This is a genomic window from Streptococcus cuniculi, from assembly GCF_004570575.1.
GTDB classification, from domain to species: domain Bacteria; phylum Bacillota; class Bacilli; order Lactobacillales; family Streptococcaceae; genus Streptococcus; species Streptococcus cuniculi_A.
In genome coordinates this window covers 105,467-122,674 of record NZ_SPPD01000005.1, presented here as the reverse complement: position 1 = coordinate 122,674, position 17,208 = coordinate 105,467, and the positions used below count along the sequence as shown (strand labels likewise).

15 protein-coding genes and 1 pseudogene are annotated in these 17,208 nt (G+C 44.1%); 5 read left to right on the top strand and 11 right to left on the bottom strand.

Annotated features, from left to right (window positions below):
• The first annotated feature begins 195 nt into the window (after positions 1 to 195).
• A complete protein-coding gene (locus E4T82_RS05180) occupies positions 196 to 1,362 on the top strand; it encodes a DUF2974 domain-containing protein (RefSeq protein WP_135181802.1) in 1,167 nt (388 codons plus the stop codon).
• A 33-nt stretch (positions 1,363 to 1,395) separates the two neighbouring features.
• On the opposite strand, the gene E4T82_RS05175 is transcribed toward E4T82_RS05180, so the two are convergent.
• Positions 1,396 to 2,052, bottom strand: coding sequence for a DUF1803 domain-containing protein (locus tag E4T82_RS05175; protein ID WP_135181801.1), 657 nt, complete (start codon positions 2,050 to 2,052; stop codon positions 1,396 to 1,398).
• Between the two features lie 66 nt (positions 2,053 to 2,118).
• Positions 2,119 to 3,054 (bottom strand): manganese-dependent inorganic pyrophosphatase, encoded by a 936-nt coding sequence (locus tag E4T82_RS05170; protein ID WP_135181800.1) that lies wholly within the window; start codon positions 3,052 to 3,054, stop codon positions 2,119 to 2,121.
• Between the two features lie 140 nt (positions 3,055 to 3,194).
• On the opposite strand from E4T82_RS05170, the gene E4T82_RS05165 reads away from it, so the two are divergent.
• Positions 3,195 to 4,892 carry a M3 family oligoendopeptidase gene (locus E4T82_RS05165; protein WP_135181799.1) on the top strand — a complete coding sequence of 566 codons (1,698 nt, stop codon included), beginning with the start codon at positions 3,195 to 3,197 and terminating at the stop codon, positions 4,890 to 4,892.
• Positions 4,893 to 5,288: 396 nt separating this feature from the next.
• On the opposite strand, the gene pflA is transcribed toward E4T82_RS05165, so the two are convergent.
• The 9 genes and pseudogenes from pflA to E4T82_RS05120 form a co-directional block, all read right to left on the bottom strand.
• Positions 5,289 to 6,080, bottom strand: a complete 792-nt coding sequence (pflA, locus tag E4T82_RS05160; RefSeq protein WP_135181798.1) for a pyruvate formate-lyase-activating protein — start codon at positions 6,078 to 6,080, stop codon at positions 5,289 to 5,291.
• An 862-nt stretch (positions 6,081 to 6,942) separates the two neighbouring features.
• Positions 6,943 to 8,301, bottom strand: coding sequence for a hemolysin family protein (locus tag E4T82_RS05155; protein ID WP_135181797.1), 1,359 nt, complete (start codon positions 8,299 to 8,301; stop codon positions 6,943 to 6,945).
• A gap of 332 nt (positions 8,302 to 8,633) precedes the next feature.
• Positions 8,634 to 8,942: pseudogene (locus E4T82_RS05150) on the bottom strand (AAA family ATPase); the annotation flags it as partial.
• A gap of 9 nt (positions 8,943 to 8,951) precedes the next feature.
• Entirely contained in the window at positions 8,952 to 9,461 is a 510-nt protein-coding gene (locus E4T82_RS05145; protein WP_135181795.1) for a DinB family protein, read from the bottom strand.
• A gap of 9 nt (positions 9,462 to 9,470) precedes the next feature.
• A complete protein-coding gene (locus E4T82_RS05140; RefSeq protein ID WP_135181794.1) occupies positions 9,471 to 9,923 on the bottom strand; it encodes a MarR family winged helix-turn-helix transcriptional regulator in 453 nt (150 codons plus the stop codon).
• A 128-nt stretch (positions 9,924 to 10,051) separates the two neighbouring features.
• A complete protein-coding gene (locus E4T82_RS05135; protein WP_135181793.1) occupies positions 10,052 to 12,106 on the bottom strand; it encodes a cation:proton antiporter in 2,055 nt (684 codons plus the stop codon).
• Positions 12,107 to 12,110: 4 nt separating this feature from the next.
• Entirely contained in the window at positions 12,111 to 12,374 is a 264-nt protein-coding gene (locus tag E4T82_RS05130) for a hypothetical protein (RefSeq protein ID WP_135181792.1), read from the bottom strand.
• Positions 12,367 to 12,924: a tRNA (mnm(5)s(2)U34)-methyltransferase gene (locus E4T82_RS05125; protein WP_135181791.1), complete on the bottom strand. Its 558-nt coding sequence runs from the start codon at positions 12,922 to 12,924 to the stop codon at positions 12,367 to 12,369. Before E4T82_RS05125 ends, E4T82_RS05130 begins: the two co-directional genes overlap by 8 nt.
• Positions 12,918 to 13,853, bottom strand: a complete 936-nt coding sequence (locus E4T82_RS05120; protein ID WP_135181790.1) for a TIGR01212 family radical SAM protein — start codon at positions 13,851 to 13,853, stop codon at positions 12,918 to 12,920. The genes E4T82_RS05125 and E4T82_RS05120 overlap by 7 nt, the downstream gene beginning before the upstream one ends.
• Positions 13,854 to 13,951: 98 nt before the next feature.
• Between E4T82_RS05120 and E4T82_RS05115 the strand changes: the two genes are divergently transcribed.
• The 3 genes from E4T82_RS05115 to nadE all read left to right on the top strand — a co-directional run bounded on the left by E4T82_RS05115 (position 13,952) and on the right by nadE (position 17,093).
• A complete protein-coding gene (locus E4T82_RS05115; RefSeq protein WP_135181789.1) occupies positions 13,952 to 14,593 on the top strand; it encodes a prepilin peptidase in 642 nt (213 codons plus the stop codon).
• A gap of 215 nt (positions 14,594 to 14,808) precedes the next feature.
• Positions 14,809 to 16,272: a nicotinate phosphoribosyltransferase gene (locus tag E4T82_RS05110; protein ID WP_167753569.1), complete on the top strand. Its 1,464-nt coding sequence runs from the start codon at positions 14,809 to 14,811 to the stop codon at positions 16,270 to 16,272.
• A complete protein-coding gene (gene nadE, locus E4T82_RS05105; protein ID WP_135181787.1) occupies positions 16,269 to 17,093 on the top strand; it encodes an ammonia-dependent NAD(+) synthetase in 825 nt (274 codons plus the stop codon). Before E4T82_RS05110 ends, nadE begins: the two co-directional genes overlap by 4 nt.
• Positions 17,094 to 17,208: the final 115 nt, after the last annotated feature.

Sequence of the window (17,208 nt, the reverse complement as noted above, 5' to 3'; positions counted from 1 at the left end):
CTTTTATATTCTCCATTATACGCTATTTTACCGCTAAAAAGAGCTACAATCTGCGATTTCTTTCTAACATTTTCATTTTTGTCATATTCACCACCTCTTGCCTTTCCTTTCTAGATTCAGTCTTCCCTACCATAGTAGTTGTGCTTTTTCTGCCCTTGCGATATAATAATGCCAATAAACTTATAGGAGTGACACATGCCTAACTTGCTGAATTATATTGAAGAAGTAGCTTATCAGGATTTTTATGATTTACCGCTCAACCGCTTGGATATTCTAGCCTTGACAGAAATTGCCTACCTGCCCTTTAATGACTTGGTGGCACCTGACTTTACCACCGAAAAAGCCACTCGACTAGATCATGTCGCTACGCAATTTGAAGCACTCTATCACGGAGATACACCCAATCTTTCGGTCACGATTACCCCTGAACGAATCCAGCTGCTCCAACTCCTTAAAGATGCAAAACGCTTCAAAGCGATCAAGGTCTTTGCCTTTATTGACGACTATGACAAGGGAGAAGAAAAACAATTTGCGGCCCTGACCTACAAGGTCGGTCAAGACAAGTTGGTCACCATTTTCAGGGGAACAGATGACACCATTATCGGCTGGAAAGAGGATTTCCACATGACCTATATGGCAGAAATCCCCGCCCAACAATCGGCAACTGAGTACCTCCAACAAATCATGGACATGTCTACGCAGACGGTCTACGTGGCTGGCCATTCTAAAGGTGGCAATCTGGCGATTTATGCAAGTAGTCACGTGGCTAGCGCCTACCAAGAACGGATTGCCCAGATTATCGCCTATGATTCACCGGGTGTGCATCCATCTGTCATCGCATCAAGCGGCTACCAAGCCATCAAAGACCGCATTCAGCCGATTATCCCGCAAAACTCCATTGTCGGCATGCTCCTTGAAACGCCTGACAATGCAGAAATTGTCGAAAGCAAGGCCTTTGGCCTACTCCAGCATATCAGCTTTTCTTGGGAAGTAGAAGGACATGATTTCAAACTTGCGCCTGCCCTGACAGAAAATAGCATTCAGGTTGACGAAACCTTAAAAACATGGACAGCTAGCCTCAATGACGAAGAACTCAAGCGCTTCTTTGACCTCCTCTTTGGCATGTTCATCGATGCAGGCATTGAGCGACTCAACGATTTTACCGTTGACACACCGAAAAAAATCAGCCTCCTCATGCAACAGCAACAAAACCTGACCGACGCAGAAAAAGACATGCTAGACAAGCTCTTTCGCCGCCTGATTGACACCCGCTATCAAATCTGGAAAGAAGCCCTAACAACGCCTTACGACAAGGTCAACCAGTGGTTTCAAAGTTTGACAAATAAAGATAAAGAAGAATAAATTAGAAAAAGAAGTCGAGCCCTGCTCAACTTCTTATTTTATCGCCCGAAAGACAAGCTTTTCCTTATCCAAGTCCATCGTCAGACCATAGGTCTGCGCATCGATTTCTTTGATAAAGCCTAGGATTTCTAAGGCTTGGACAAAAATATCTATCCGCCGTTGGATGACCCTTTCTTTCCGTGCAAATTTTAATAAAAAAGTGGTCATATACTTCATTGCATAGTCCTGATTGACATCGCCTAAGAGCTGATAAAGAACCTCTTGCTCCCCTGATAAGGGAAGGTGATTGGACAACTTGTAAAAATAAGACGACAAGGTCAAGCGCTCCCGAAGCGCATCGACTTCTTCCTCGATGATGACCTTGTTGGTGGAATTGCTTGTTGCAACCCTAAAGGTCGCATGGCTTAATTCCTCAAAAACAGGACTGGACGTCTCAACAAAGATTTCTTGGTCTAGGGTCAAGTCCTCTAGGCTGGTCAAGCAAGAAAAAGCATTTGTATAGCGGCGATCCTGCCTGCGAATATAACCCGCTTGGATAAAGCGGTCCAATTGCCGGTCGACAGTTGCGACTGTAGCAAATTCTTTTTTTATCTGCCGCAGGGTCACATCGCTATGCTGATCCAAATACTGAATCAAGTCCTGAAAAAAACGTGAGCGGGTTAACTTACTAGGATGATATACTTTAATCATGAGATTATTATACCACAGGAAAAGCCCTATTTGGTCTACCAAATAGGGCTTCGTTGATTTCCTAGCTTAATTCCCAAAACTTTCTGTTAATTGTGGAACCACTTGTTTTTTACGAGAAACAGCGCCTGCCAGAAAGGCATGGTTGTTTTCAAGGACGAAGTTAAAGGCTGCTTCCACCTTGTCCATGTTTTGACCAAGCGCAAGGATTTCCGAGTTTGAGTTGACGATATCTGTAATCATCAAGACAAAGTCTGAATAGCCATTTTCGCTACTTGCTTGTTCAATCGCTGCTTCAATTTCTGCTTGGCGTTCCAAGACTTCTGCAATATCAACCGTGTTGACCTGCGCTACCCGAACGGCATGGCCATTTAGTTCAAAGGTCTTGGCATCAATATCAATCAATTCATCTGCTGTCTTGCTAGCAAGGTTTGTACCTGCTTTCAACATAGCAAGACCGTATTCTTCCAAGTTAACCCCTGCGATTTCTGCCAATTCTGCAGCCACTTGCGGATCGCTCGCATGCGTCGTTGGTGATTTAAGAAGAAGTGTATCTGAAATCAAGCCAGACAAAAGCATGCCTGCCACTTCTTTTGGCGGTGTGAGACCATTTTCTTTGAAGGCACGATAAACGATCGATGAGGCTGATCCAACTGGCTCTAAGCGCATGTAAAGAGGATTTGCTGTTTCAAAGTTTGCCACACGGTGGTGGTCAATGACCGCAGCCACTTCTACTTCTCTGATGTCCACAATAGACTGTTGAAATTCGTTGTGGTCGGTCAAGATGACCTGCTCCACGCCTTCTGCTTTTGCAGATTCTACCACGCGTGGTGCTGTGACACCAAAGTAGTCCAAAGCAAAGGCCGTTTCTTCATTGGGCGTTCCCAAGGCTACATTTTCTGCATCACGGCCGAAGGCTTCGCGCTCCAAATACGCCCAACCATACGAAGACGCAATCGCATCTGTATCTGGATTTTGGTGACCAAAAACTAAAAATTTAGACATGTATCTTTTACCTCTTTAAGCATTATTCCATTCTATTTTAGCATATTTTCAGACACTTGCAAATCATTCTCCACTCCCAATTTGCAAAACGTTTTCAAAAAGAGTAAGATAGTAGGTAACACAATGGAAAGGAACACCCTATGAAATTTACAGACTATACCTATACCCGTCCTGATTATGCCCTCATAAAAGAGCAGATGACAGACTTGACAAAACAGCTACAGCAAGCGACCGCTGCAAACGAAGCGCTTGACATCGTAAAAAACATTACGAAGATCAATGCAACCATTGACACACAAATGAATCTTTGGAGTATTCGTCACTCTATCGATATGAATGATGAATTTTATAACGAAGAAACCAAGTTCTGGAATGAGCATCTCCCCCTCTTTGAAGAGTTGACAACCGCCTATTATCAAGCCGTTCTTGCGTGTCCATTCCGCCCAGAATTGAGCGAATTTTTACCAGAAACCTTCTTCATGCTAGCTGAAAACAAGCAGAAAATCTTTTCATCTGAAGCCATTCCGCTTTTCCAAAAAGAAAATGACCTCGTTGACCAATACAATAGCTTGATTGCTGGTGCACAGATTGACTTCCAAGGTCAAACCTACAATCTCGCACAAATGGTACCATTTGCCCAATCAACTGACCGCGAAGTTCGCAAGGCGTCATCTGACGCTTCAACCGCCTACTTTGCAAGCAAGGAAGCAGATTTTGACCGTGTTTATGATGAGTTGGTCAAGGTGCGGACTGAGATTGCCCATACTCTCGGCTTTAAAGACTATGTGGAGTACGGTTATGTTGCCATGAACCGCTTTGACTACAACCGCGATATGGTCAAGGTTTACCGCGAAGAAATCCTCAAGCATGTCGTACCAATCGTGCAAAAACTACGCGAACGACAAGCAAAACGGATTCAAGTTCCAAGTCTCAAACACTATGACTTGTCACTAGAATTTCTTGATGGAAATCCAACACCGCAAGGAGACCCTGACTTTATCGTTGGAGAAGCGCAAAACATGTACCATGAATTATCCACAGAAACAGGTGAATTTTTCGACTTCATGATCGAACATGGTCTGCTTGATCTAGTCGCAAAAACTGGAAAAGATAGCGGTGGTTACTGTACTTACATTCCTGACTACAAGAGTCCATTTATCTTCTCCAACTTCAATGGTACAAGCGGTGATATCGATGTCTTGACGCACGAAGCTGGACATGCCTTCCAAGTCTATCGCTCCCGCTGGATTGCAAGCCCTGAGGTCATCTGGCCAACCTACGAAACCTGTGAAATCCACTCTATGTCCATGGAATTTATGACCTGGCCGTGGATGGATCGCTTCTTTAAAGACCAAGTAGACAAATACAAATTTACTCACCTAGCAGGTGCCCTTCTCTTCTTGCCATACGGTGTTCTTGTGGATCATTTCCAACATGAAATTTACGAAAATCCAACCATGACACCAGCAGAACGCAAGGCAACTTGGAAACGTTTGGAAGAACGCTACCTTCCTGACCGTGATTTCTCTGAATCAGAAGCCCTTAGCCGTGGTATCTTCTGGTACCGTCAAGGCCATATCTTTGCCAGCCCATTCTACTACATTGACTATACCCTTGCTCAGGTCTGCGCCCTCCAATTTTGGAAACGCACGCAGGTGGACCATGACGAAACTGCTTGGGAGGACTACCTGCGTATCTGTGACCTCGGTGGTACAAAATCCTTCCTCCAAGTCGTTGCAGCCGCAAATCTTGAATCCCCCTTCAAAGAAGGTGCCCTTGCAGCAACCACCAAGGCAGCAAGCAACTGCTTGGATAGTATGGATGACGCGAGCTTCTAGTCTTTGAGAATCAAAACAGTTCAACTTACCAAAAAATCCTTTCAGAAACCATTCTGAAAGGATTTTTATACTCAATAAACATCAAAAGTAGACTAGGAAATGAAAGCAAAGGTAAAACACTGTTCCTTTCTGCTTTAAGGGAACAGGCTGAAAACCTCCACTGGAGATTTTCACTCATTAAGATATGAGAGCGTTAAAAGCACAAGGTGAAAATGGGAAATTGAAGCAGGTTGTCTAGCAACCAATGAAATTTGTCTTTTTCACACAGTGCTTAGCTCGAATTCAATTTACCAAGCTGAGTTGACGAGGTATTCGTTTTATTTTTGAAAAGTATTAGCGTTCATTTGTATAGCACAAAGCCATAAAAGATAGGTATATCGAAAGGAACGGACGCTATCAATTCCCCCGTACACGGTTGAGATAGTCTTGATAACTTTCCGTATCCATAAGGTTTTTGGCATTTTCTACGCGGGCCTTGGTAGGTGGCTTGGTTCCTTCTAATGGATATGGTCGACCCAATTCCCGCCATTTAAATTCACCCAAATTATGATAAGGAAGAACTTCAAAGCGCTCAACATTGGCCAAGGTTTTGACAAATTGACCCAACTCTACCAAGTCTTCATCGCGGTCTGTCAAATCAGGCACCAAAACGTGACGAATCCAGACAGGCTTACCGATATCGGAGAGGTAGCGGGCACATTCTAAAATCGTCTTATTGCTGTGACCAGTCACAAAACGGTGCTGGTCAGGATTCATTTCCTTGATGTCCAGCAAGACCAAATCGGTCACTTCCATGAGCTTAGCGTATTTTTCTAAATACTTAGGAGTATTGCGGAAGGTAAGAGCACAAGTATCAAGGGTCGTGTGAATCCCCTTTTCTTTTGCCAGCGTAAACAAGGCAATCAAAAAGTCAATCTGAATGGTCGCTTCTCCACCTGATACGGTAATGCCCCCTTCTTTTCCCCAGAAGCCCCTGTAGCGAATGGCTTCATTGAGCACATCTTCTGCCGTTCGCTCGGTTGCCGCAGGATTGACCAAGTCCCAAGTGTCAGGATTGTGGCAATACTGGCAACGCATGTGACAGCCCTGCATGAACACCACAAAACGGATGCCTGGACCGTCTACCGCCCCAAAACTTTCCGTTGAATGTACCAGCCCTGTTACATTTTTGTAATCTATTACTTCCATCTTCTCTTCCTCACTTCTTGATAGATTTATTATATCATAAATTTAGGAAAGCGTTTGTATAAAGGTTTCAAAGTCACAACTTGCATGCTACATATTATTAGGTGAAAATGAAACGGCTAAACAAACAGTCCAGCCGTTTCTAACAGATAGTGCGCTAGAAAGAAGACGCAAGGGTTAATCAACATTTCGCTTACTCTCCTCCAAATGACAGCAAAAGAGGTTGAGTAAAAAGGTCCCCTACCTCCTTATGTTTCATAGGTTTAACATGTTGACGTACCTATTAACAGTCCAGTGGACTGTTAATACCTGAGTTCGGAAACTAGAAAGCGAAGATCGCCTGAGGAGTGACTATTGATACCTGAACCTAGAAACCCGAAAGCGAGGCTTGTCGCTGGGTTCAATACTCCAGTGGATCATTGAAGAGAACAGAAAGTTGTGAGCAACTTATCCCTGACGTTGATAAATCAACATTCTACAAACCTAGTTAACTTTTTTCACGAGTGGAGCGAGCCTCATCTGAGCCTTTTCGCCGTGGTAAAAGTAGCGTCATGACACGGTTACAGGAGATGTAACCTAAGAGGGAAGCGGCAGGTGAAAATCGACATGAGATTAGTGCTCATGGCCAATAATCTCCTGAAATACAACAGGAAAACTGCTCAAAACTAAAAAGCTAGAGCCCTACAATGGAAATCTCTAGCTTTTTTGTGACTGAGAACTATTTTATCTCAGACTCTACTCGGAAATGTTGAGCCCCCTAGTTCAACATTTAGGTATCGAATTCCGCAGGAAGTCGCTACCGTCCGCACCACCTAAGAAACGTATCACTAAAGAAATTTTTCTTTAATCTGAAACTAAGCCGTGCCTAGTCTTTCTTTTCTTTTTTATCTTTTACGTCTTCTTCTACTGCCAGCGGTGTAATGAGGATTTTGAGCTTGGTTACCCGACCATTTTTAACCTTGTCATTGATCATGGTGAGGTGGTAGCCATGGTTATCCACTTCGTAGGGCTCTTTTTCTTCCTGACTAGGAATAGTTCCAAGACCTGTCAGATAGAAGCCTGCAATGGTGTCTACATCATCACTTTCTAGTTCTGTTCCGAAATGCTCATTAAAGTCATTGAGGGTCATATTCCCTTGAACGATATAGGTGTGTTCTGCGATTTCTCGGACAAATACTTCCGTTTTATCGGTCTCGTCATCAATTTCCCCGACAATTTCTTCCAGCAAATCTTCCAGGGTGACAATGCCTGCCACACCACCGTACTCATCGAGTAGAATAGCCATTTGATTTTGAGTATTGCGCAGGGCTTTTAACAAATCATCGACAAAAATCGTTTCTGGCACAAAGAGGGGTTCTTGCAGAATACGCCGAATGTTCATATTTTCAAAACCATTGGCAAAACCTTCGGCCAAAATCCGCTTGGTATGAATCAGACCGATGATATTGTCCTTATCGCCGTCGTAGACCGGAATCCGTGAGAAATTCTGCTTGAGAATCTCAGCCATAATCGTTGCTGTATCTTCTTCAATATCCACCATGAAAGCATCCGTCCGCGGTACCATGACCTCACGCGCTACCATTTCATCTAGCGAGAAAATCCCCTGCAACATTTCAATTTCATCCGCGTCTAAGGTCTCCTCACTCTGGGTAGTCAAAATGTACTCAATCTCATCACGGGTCATCTTTTCATCGGCATCATCAAACTGCATCGGGGTCATCCGACTAATCAGATTGGTCGCAGCAGACAAGAGCCAAACAAAGGGACTGACAATCTTGCCTAAAAAGAGAATGATTGGCGCCGAGATGACAGCCAGATTTTCCTTCATATTCATGGCAATGCGCTTGGGATACAATTCTCCAAGAACGATAGAAATAAAGGTCAACAAGGCAAGAGCAAGCCAGTAACCACCCGTCTTAGCTGTGGCAGAATTGCCTAGCCAACTAGCAAATACAGCCCCTAAATCACCTGCAAGGCTCGCCCCTGACAAGATACTGATAAAGGTGATACCGACCTGAATCGTCGATAGAAAATGATTGGGATTTTCAAGTACATGCAGTAAGCGGATAAATTTCTTTTCTCCCTCCGCAGCCTTTTGCTCCACTCGAGAACGATTGAGGGAAACCAAGGCCATCTCAGACGCTGAGAAAAAAGCATTGAACAAGGTCAACAAGAGCAATAATAAAATTTGTAAATGAATGGTCTGACTACCGGGGTCTTCCATGATGTATCTGTCTCCTATAAAATAATATAATGGAACTATTATACCACGTTTTGAGGTTTCTTGTCACTCAGATAGGATAAAAAAGGTTATTTCTCCTTCCCAATAGCAACATGCCCTCCTTGGAAACCACTCTTCATGCTCTATCAACAAACACCGAACCAACAGAACTTTAAACTGATGTTTTCACCATTTTTCACCATAATGTACAACGAAACTATTGTGTTGAAACCTAGACTACAGGTATCGTCCCCCCTCCCTAGCGAAAGTTGGTATCGTTCGTTTCTTTCCATTCTTTGATATAGTTAAGACGTTGTTTGATACGAGCTTCGTTGCCTTCTTCTGTCGGTCGGTAATAGAATGGAGCGAATCTCCTTGATTCCATTCATGACAGCACTAAAGGTGACAAAGCGAGATTGCGTCGTTTTAGCAATAATCTCTGCCAAAGTGGTCTTGCCAACCCCTGGTGGTCCCCAAAAAATCATAGAAGAAATTTGGTCCTTGTCCAGCATTCCTCTCAAAAATTTCCCCTCACCAACCAAGTGACCCTGTCCAACAAAATCCTCCAAGGTTCTCGGACGCACACGACTAGCTAGAGGTATGTTCAGACTCCATTCGGAGTCAAATAAATTTGTCTGTTCCATGCCTTTTTCCTATTGTCCAAGCACCAAGCGTCTAGTATAAATAGCCTGACCCGAATGCATGACCGCGTCGTCTATCGTTGAAACCAAGCGTACGCCTCGCGTCACTGCAGGTTCCCAAGACTCGTCCACAATATCATCTAAGGCAGATTCTTTTACATCCTGCAAATAGGCCTTTCCGAATGCTATCGCTTCCTGCAAATAGTCAATAAGGAGCTGTTTGTCTGATACTTGTACCTTTTGTGCTTCTTCTGCTGTGTGAATCCAATCCTTTGTATCACTCGGTAGATTAAGATTGAAACGTGTTTCCCAGTTATTGCGTCTATATAACGGCTCTCCCCCTGCTAAATGTGCTATTTGGAAGTCTACCGTCCTTGCTGTATGCCAGATAAGCCAAGTAACAGACTTTAGTAAGGGATTGGGAGCAGTATTTGCCTCTTCCACGGTCATCATGTCCAACGTTTCAAGAAAGCGCTCCTCAGCTCGCTCTAACGTCTCTATCATCAAATCTTTTGTTTGCATATGTTCTCCTTATCGTTTCAATACTTGTCTTGCTTCTTGCTCCAAGTTCTCCAAAATGCGCTCTAAGTAGCCTTCCACCGCTTCAATTTCCTGATTTGAAAAACCTTGGTAAAAAACATTGCTCAACCGCTGACTAATTTCTTCTCCAACAGTCTGCTGGCTAGCACCAAGCGGGGTCAAATGAAACATCCGCTTGCGTTTATCTTCCCTTGAAACCTGACTGGTTAATAGCCCTTGTTCTTCTAAACGCTTTAACATGAGAGAAAGACCACTATTTGCCAGTCCCGTTATGTGGGACAACTCGGTTGCAGATTGAGGGCTTTTATCCCACAATGCCGACAAAATCTTCCCTTGCTCGGCATTATAGAGCGCTCGCTTATCCAGAGTCAAATATCTATTAAAAAGCCTGCCATTTAAGAGGCGAATTTTAAGGGTCAAATACCCTCCCTTTTTTGATTTCATATCCTCTCCCTAACATTTTAGCTCACACGGAAGCCACTTCTCTTTAAATGTTACTATATAAGAACATTTTTGACAAGAAAAAACAACTCAAAAAACCTACCAATCAATCGATTAGTAAGTTTCTCTCCCTATCCCTTCTGAGCATAATTCATCACGTCGTAAGGAAGCGTGTTGACGGTTTCTTTGAGGGAGTAATTTTCCAGATTATTGACATTCTGTCGCAAATGCTTGGCATAGCTAGTCGAGATAAGACCTCGGTCCTCATATTCAAAGATAATCTTGCGTTCGAGATAGTAGCCCCGCATCATTTCGTTGATATTATTGGGCTTCATTCGTGTGATAACCCGCTCGATAAACGCTCCACTACCGATAATGGCGGTTTCGCGCAAGCGAGCATCCTGCAAGAAATGGATGAGGGAATTCTTATAAATCCCTTTCAAATGCTCCAAACTCTCAACAATCACCTCGGTGTTGGCGAGATAAAGCTCGGCAATGCTTTCAATCTCATCCTTGGTCAAATGCCGCTTTTCCTTTTTGCGCCATGAACGAAGTGTCGCTCCCAGCGTCACAATTTCATGGAGAATCAAACGGGAGACCCGCCAAAAGACAATCCAGAAATAGGTGAAGCGAGAGGCAAGATTGCGGTTAATTCGCTGCTCCATGGCCAAGAGATAGCGCTGATAAAGGTGGTAGGAGCGATTGTCAATCTTCCCTTCCTCATAGGCCTGCTCCAGACCGTCGTTTTCAATACTGAGAATGAGGAGTTGAAGGCTTGCTAGGTCCTTACGAACCGACTTATCTTCCTGCTCCAAAATCAGATTTTCAATCCGACCGTGGTAATTATCAATAGCGGCATAGAGCGGTCCCTTAACCTTGGTATGGACTAAATCTGCCTCTAACTCGGTCACCACATCATTTAAAATCGCAATGTGCATTAAATAGTTCTTGGTTTCCCCCTTGGTATCAGATAGATGCGGCAACACCACCAAACCGGACAAGAAACTGAGCAAGGTTACCCCTGCTACGATAAAGAGCAGGAGGGGATATTCTCGTTCTAAGGTCGTTGGAATCAAGAGAATAGTCGCAATGGACACTGTCCCCTTTACTCCTGAAAAGGTCAAGAGGAGACTATCTTTTAAGGCATATGACATCTTTTTCTTTAAACGCACCATCCGTAAGCCATAAAAGCCGTAAATCATGACAAAACGAATCGCGAACATCAACAGGGTCAATACAAGAACCGTAATCAGTAAGAAAAGATTGTCGTAAAGCGGATTGCGTAAAATTGGCTCTAAAATCAGCTGTAATTCAATCCCTAGAATCACAAAGACTGAACCATTCAGCATAAAGGTCACCGTATGCCACACGGTGTCGGTCACCGTATCTACCTGTGCTTCTAAGAGGGTAATCTTTTTAAAACGACTGGCCTTGAAAATTCCTGCGACAACCACTGCGATAATGCCTGATACATGTATTTCTTCTGCCAAAAAGAAGGTCAGTAGGGGCAGGCTCAATTCGAGCAATAGTTGCCCTGCAATGTCAGAAGCCCGCACATCTAAGAGCAGACGGTGTAAACTCTGATTGAGAAAAGCCGTAACAGCACCAATCGCAACCCCACCTATAATCGAAAAGAATAAGGAAGCACCTGCTTTTTCCAGCGAAAAATTGCCCGTTACCCAAGCTGCCACTGCGACCTGAAAGGCTACTAGTCCACTGGCGTCATTGAGCAAGCCCTCTCCCTTTAAAATACTTTCCACACGCTTGGCAAATGTAAAGCGTTCGGATAAGGAGGCAAAGGCTACCAAATCTGTCGGACCAAGGGCAGCCCCTGCTGCCAAACAGGCGGCTAGTGGAATCGTCGCCCACAAGGCATGCGCCATGTAGCCGATACTCAAGGTTGAAATAAAAATCACGGGGAAAATCAAAAACAGGACAATCTGCCAGTAGCGCAAGATACTGGTCACATCGCTTTCTTCTGCTTCCCGAAAGAGAAGCGGACCGATTACCAGAGCAAGAAAGACCTCTGTATCCAGACGAAAGTACCCTTGAGGCAGGCAAAAACCTAGCAAAACCCCTGAAACAATCTGTAGGAGGGGCAAGGGGAGGCGGGGAAATAATTTATTCACTGCATTAGAGGCAATTAAAACGAGTAAAAATACAATCAGATAAAGAAGAACTGCCAATCTACTACCTCCTTATTCTTTCATTGCAACACTTTTCAAACAGGATTCGTTGCTCCGTAATCTTTTCATCGATTTTAGACAAATCCCGATGCTCAATCTGTTTCTGGCAACGTTCCATTTCAAGACTGACTAATTTCTGTTTGATTTTATCCATTTTTTTACTCAAAGGAGCATCGTCAAATTGTGTAGCTAATTGCTCACCTGCATTAGAATCAACGTACTTGCTTCTAAGCCCTGCTAGTTTTTCCTGTAAATATTTTTTATCCATGTTTGTATTCCTTTATTTTTTCAAGCATCACTAAAAATGGTGGACGATTGACTTGATTGAGAGTGCGATAGATAGTGGCTGTAAATTCCCGCTGGGACAGCCGACTAACAAAGTCGAGAACCGCGTCACGCTCTATCTCTCCTCCCTCATGGCCATAGTAAATCATCATAGCAATCCGGCCACCTAACACCAACTGTCGGCACAATTTTTCAAGTGCTAGAAGAGTCGTCTTGGGCTGGGTAATCACAGACTTGTCCGCACTGGGAAGATAGCCCAGATTGAAAATGCCCGCCTTGACATCTGTCACGTAGCGATCGAGCTGCTCATGCCCTACCAACAACAATTCGACATTTGCAAGACCAGCTTCTTGCAGGCGTTGCCGTGTTTTTTCAAGTGCCTGTTCCTGAATATCAAAAGCAACTACTTTTTTAGCTCGTTGAGCAAGAAACAGCGTGTCATGACCATTTCCCATCGTCGCATCAACCACGACATCTTCCTTGGTCACAACTTCTGCCAAAAACTGATGAGCCATTTCTAAGGGTCTTAACATCTAAACTTCTGCTCCTTTGCCTTACATCCTTGCACGCTCCCACGACGGCGCATTTCATCTTCAATCGCATTTAGCACCTCCCACTTGTTTAGGCTCCACATAGGACCGATCAGCATATCGCGTGGCGCGTCTCCTGTAATCCGATGAATCACGATATGGTTGGGAATAATTTCCAGCTGATCACAAATAATTCTAACGTACTCTTCTTGGCTGAGTAGCCGGAGGCGTCCTTCGTGATAATCCCGCTGCATACGTGTATTGGTCATCAGATGTAGCAGGTGCAATTTAATCCCCTGAATATCATTATCCGTCACGCAACGGCGAACATTTTCCAGCATCATCTCATGCGTTTCACCTGGTAGACCATTGATTAGATGGGAGACAATTTCAATCTTAGGAAACTGACGCAGGCGTTTCACCGTTTCGACATAGAGCTCATACGAATGCGCACGGTTAATCAAGTCTGAGGTTGCTTCAAAGGTCGTCTGTAAGCCTAACTCCACTGTTACATGCATGCGCTCAGACAGCTCCGCCAAATACGCAATCGTTTCATCTGGCAGGCAGTCTGGACGAGTTCCAATATTGATCCCAACCACTCCGGGTTCGTTGATTGCTTGCTCATACCGCTCCCGAATCACCTCAACCTTAGCATGGGTATTGGTGAAATTTTGAAAATAAACCAAATACTTTCTGACTTCTGGCCACTTGCAGTGCATAAAGTCAATTTCCTTGTAAAACTGCTCCCGAATAGGCGCATCAGGTGCCACAATGGCATCACCAGAGCCCGACACTGTGCAGAAAGTACAGCCTCCTTTTGCCACTGTCCCATCCCGATTGGGACAGTCAAAACCCGCATCAATCGGGACTTTAAAGGTCTTTTCTCCAAACAATTTCCGATAATAATCATTCAGTGCATTGTACGATTTCATTCTCCTATTCTATCATATTTCAAGCATTGCCGTAGGGAAAAAATCTAAAAATTCATCTTTCTGCTTATTTTTTGAAACCCTTTTGCGAATAGATAAGTATGAGAACTTTTTTATTCATTTTTTTAGGAGCTTCCCTTGGCTCCTTCCTCGGTCTCGTCATTGACCGCTTTCCCGACCAGTCCCTCCTCTTTCCAAGTAGCCACTGCAATCACTGCAAAGAGCCTCTCAAATGTTGGGACCTGATTCCGATTGTTTCCCAGCTCATGCTGCGCTTCAAATGTCGCTATTGCAAGGCGAAGATTCCCTACTGGTATATCGGACTAGAGCTGATTTCCGCTGGGCTGGTGCTCTTACTGGCTCATAATCTGATTTCCATACTCCAATGCACCCTCCTTTTTGCAGGTTTGGTTCTAAGCATCTATGATGTTAAACACCAAGAATATCCTCTTTGGGTCTGGCTGGCTTTCACTTTTCTAGCCCTTCTACTATCGAGCACCAACTGGGTATTTTGTGGTTTCATTGCCCTTGCCCTGCTCGCTGAACGATACAATCTCAATATCGGTTCAGGAGATTTTTTCTACCTCGCCAGCCTGTCGCTCCTCTTCTCTCTATCTGACATCCTCTGGATTGTCCAACTGGCTAGCGTATTGGGACTACTCATTTTCAAACTATTTGAACCAAAATCTCTTCCCTATGTTCCTTGTCTATTTCTGGCCAGCTTGATTGTGCAATGTCTGTAGCTTGTCATTCTTCTTCATGTTATACGCTCTCCTATTCTTTTTAGGTTAGAAACACAATCCGCAAGATTAGATACGCTTTCTTATTTCTGGGCTCGGGAAAAAACAATCCACCTAAAATCTTACTCGCTCTTTTATTGACAAGCTCGTGAAAAAACAGCCCACTGGGCTGTTTTTTTATGCTATACTATAACTAACAGGAGGAGAATAAGATGAACATTTATTCTGATGATAGTTTAACGCTACACACCGATCTATATCAAATCAATATGGCTCAGGTGTATTTTGAACAAGGAATTCATGAGAAAAACGCGGTGTTTGAAGTGTATTTTCGGAAACTTCCTTTCCATAATGGGTACGCTGTGTTTGCGGGCTTGGAGCGCGTTGTCCATTATCTGTCAAACCTTTCGTTTACCCAGACCGACCTTGACTACCTGCGTGATCAAGGCTATCCAGAAGAGTTTCTAACGTATTTAGATCAATTACGTTTTTCTCTGACCGTCCGTTCTGCTAAAGAGGGAGATTTGGTCTTTGCCAATGAGCCTATCATGCAAATCGAAGGACCGCTTGCCCAATGTCAGTTGGTTGAAACAGCGATTTTAAATATCGTGAACTACCAAACCCTGATTGCGACCAAAGCAAGACGAATCAAGGCGATTTTGGAAGATGAACCACTTCTTGAATTTGGTACACGTCGGGCTCAAGAAATGGACGCCGCCATCTGGGGAACACGCGCAGCCTTTATCGGTGGTGCTGGTGCGACATCAAATGTCCGCGCTGGGAAAATCTTCGGTATTCCAGTAGCTGGTACGCATGCCCATGCCTTGGTACAAACCTACGGTAACGATTACGATTCTTTCAAAGCCTACGCATCTACCCATAAAAATTGTGTCTTCTTGGTTGACACCTATGATACCTTGCGTCTCGGTGTTCCTGCTGCTATTCGGGTTGCTAAGGAATTTGGGGATAAGATTAACTTCCTCGGTGTTCGTATTGACTCAGGCGACATGGCTTACATCTCTAAAAAAGTTCGCCAACAGCTGGACGATGCAGGCTATACAGATGCCAAAATCTACGCCTCTAATGACCTTGATGAAAATACCATTTTGAACCTGAAAATGCAAAAGGCAAAGATCGATGTCTGGGGTGTTGGTACTAAGCTCATCACCGCTTATGATCAGCCAGCTTTAGGCGCAGTTTACAAGATTGTCTCCATTGAAGATGAGAATGGAAATATGCGCGATACCATCAAACTCTCTTCCAACGTAGAAAAAGTATCAACACCAGGGAAAAAACAAGTCTGGCGGATTACGAGTCGTGAAAAAGGAAAGACCGAAGGTGACTACATCACCTTTGCGGATACCGATGTGACTGAAATGCAGTCGATTCACATGTTCCACCCGACCTATACCTATATCAATAAAACGGTGACTGATTTTGAAGCAGTTCCTCTCTTGGTGGATATTTTTGACAAAGGTAAACTCGTCTACGACTTACCAAGTCTGCCAGATATTCAGGCCTATGCCAATACCCAATTTGACCAACTCTGGGACGAATACAAACGCATGCTCAATCCACAAGATTATCCAGTTGATTTGGCGCAAGATGTCTGGGAACACAAGATGAATCTGATTCAGCAAGTGCGCAACCAAACTCAGTTGAGCCAAAAGGAGAATAAATGAGCCTACAAGAAACGATTATCCAGCAATTAGGTGTTAAACCAAGTATCAATCCGCAGGAAGAAATCCGCAAATCGATTGATTTCTTGAAAGAGTACCTCAAAAAACATCCCTTTTTGAAAAGCTACGTTCTAGGCATTTCTGGCGGTCAAGATTCAACCTTGGCAGGCCGCTTAGCGCAACTAGCAATTGAAGAAATGCGGGCTGAAACAGGCGACGAAGCCTACCAATTCATCGCAGTTCGCCTGCCTTACGGTATTCAGGCAGATGAAGACGATGCCCAAGCAGCACTAAGCTTTATCAAGCCCGATGTTAGTCTAGTCGTCAATATCAAGGAGAGCGTGGACGCCATGACCAAGGCTGTGGACGCGACAGGGGCTAGCGTTTCTGATTTTAACAAGGGAAATATCAAGGCTAGAAGTCGCATGATTGCTCAATACGCCCTTGCAGGAAGCTACCAAGGTGCCGTCATTGGGACTGACCATGCGGCTGAGAATATCACGGGCTTCTTCACCAAGTTTGGGGATGGTGGTGCAGACATCCTACCACTTTTCCGCCTCAATAAACGCCAAGGAAAGGCTCTTTTGGCTGAACTCGGAGCAGACAAGGCGCTCTATGAGAAGATTCCGACAGCCGACTTAGAAGAAGACAAGCCGGGATTAGCAGATGAGGTGGCGCTCGGTGTGACCTATGAAAACATCGATGACTACCTAGAGGGCAAGACTATTGACCCACAAGCACAAACCATTATCGAGAATTGGTGGAAGAAAACCGAACACAAACGCCATCTACCAATCAGCATCTTTGATCATTTTTGGAAATAATACTCGATACCATAGAAAAGCTGGGGAAATCCCAGCTTTTTTCTCTTTTTCCAGTCCGCGCTTGAAGATTTTCCAAAAAGGTCTATAATAGGTCTTATATACTGTGTTCCTGAAT

What these genes read in the sequence shown, in the direction of transcription:
- E4T82_RS05130 (WP_135181792.1), bottom strand. Translation starts at nt 12,374, where the DNA reads ATGGATAAAAAATATTTACAGGAAAAACTAGCAGGGCTTAGAAGCAAG.
- E4T82_RS05140 (WP_135181794.1), bottom strand. Translation starts at nt 9,923, where the DNA reads ATGAAATCAAAAAAGGGAGGGTATTTGACCCTTAAAATTCGCCTCTTA.
- E4T82_RS05175 (WP_135181801.1), bottom strand. Translation starts at nt 2,052, where the DNA reads ATGATTAAAGTATATCATCCTAGTAAGTTAACCCGCTCACGTTTTTTT.
- E4T82_RS05115 (WP_135181789.1), top strand. Translation starts at nt 13,952, where the DNA reads ATGAGAACTTTTTTATTCATTTTTTTAGGAGCTTCCCTTGGCTCCTTC.
- E4T82_RS05120 (WP_135181790.1), bottom strand. Translation starts at nt 13,853, where the DNA reads ATGAAATCGTACAATGCACTGAATGATTATTATCGGAAATTGTTTGGA.
- E4T82_RS05165 (WP_135181799.1), top strand. Translation starts at nt 3,195, where the DNA reads ATGAAATTTACAGACTATACCTATACCCGTCCTGATTATGCCCTCATA.
- E4T82_RS05145 (WP_135181795.1), bottom strand. Translation starts at nt 9,461, where the DNA reads ATGCAAACAAAAGATTTGATGATAGAGACGTTAGAGCGAGCTGAGGAG.
- E4T82_RS05125 (WP_135181791.1), bottom strand. Translation starts at nt 12,924, where the DNA reads ATGTTAAGACCCTTAGAAATGGCTCATCAGTTTTTGGCAGAAGTTGTG.
- E4T82_RS05155 (WP_135181797.1), bottom strand. Translation starts at nt 8,301, where the DNA reads ATGGAAGACCCCGGTAGTCAGACCATTCATTTACAAATTTTATTATTG.
- pflA (WP_135181798.1), bottom strand. Translation starts at nt 6,080, where the DNA reads ATGGAAGTAATAGATTACAAAAATGTAACAGGGCTGGTACATTCAACG.
- E4T82_RS05170 (WP_135181800.1), bottom strand. Translation starts at nt 3,054, where the DNA reads ATGTCTAAATTTTTAGTTTTTGGTCACCAAAATCCAGATACAGATGCG.
- E4T82_RS05180 (WP_135181802.1), top strand. Translation starts at nt 196, where the DNA reads ATGCCTAACTTGCTGAATTATATTGAAGAAGTAGCTTATCAGGATTTT.
- nadE (WP_135181787.1), top strand. Translation starts at nt 16,269, where the DNA reads ATGAGCCTACAAGAAACGATTATCCAGCAATTAGGTGTTAAACCAAGT.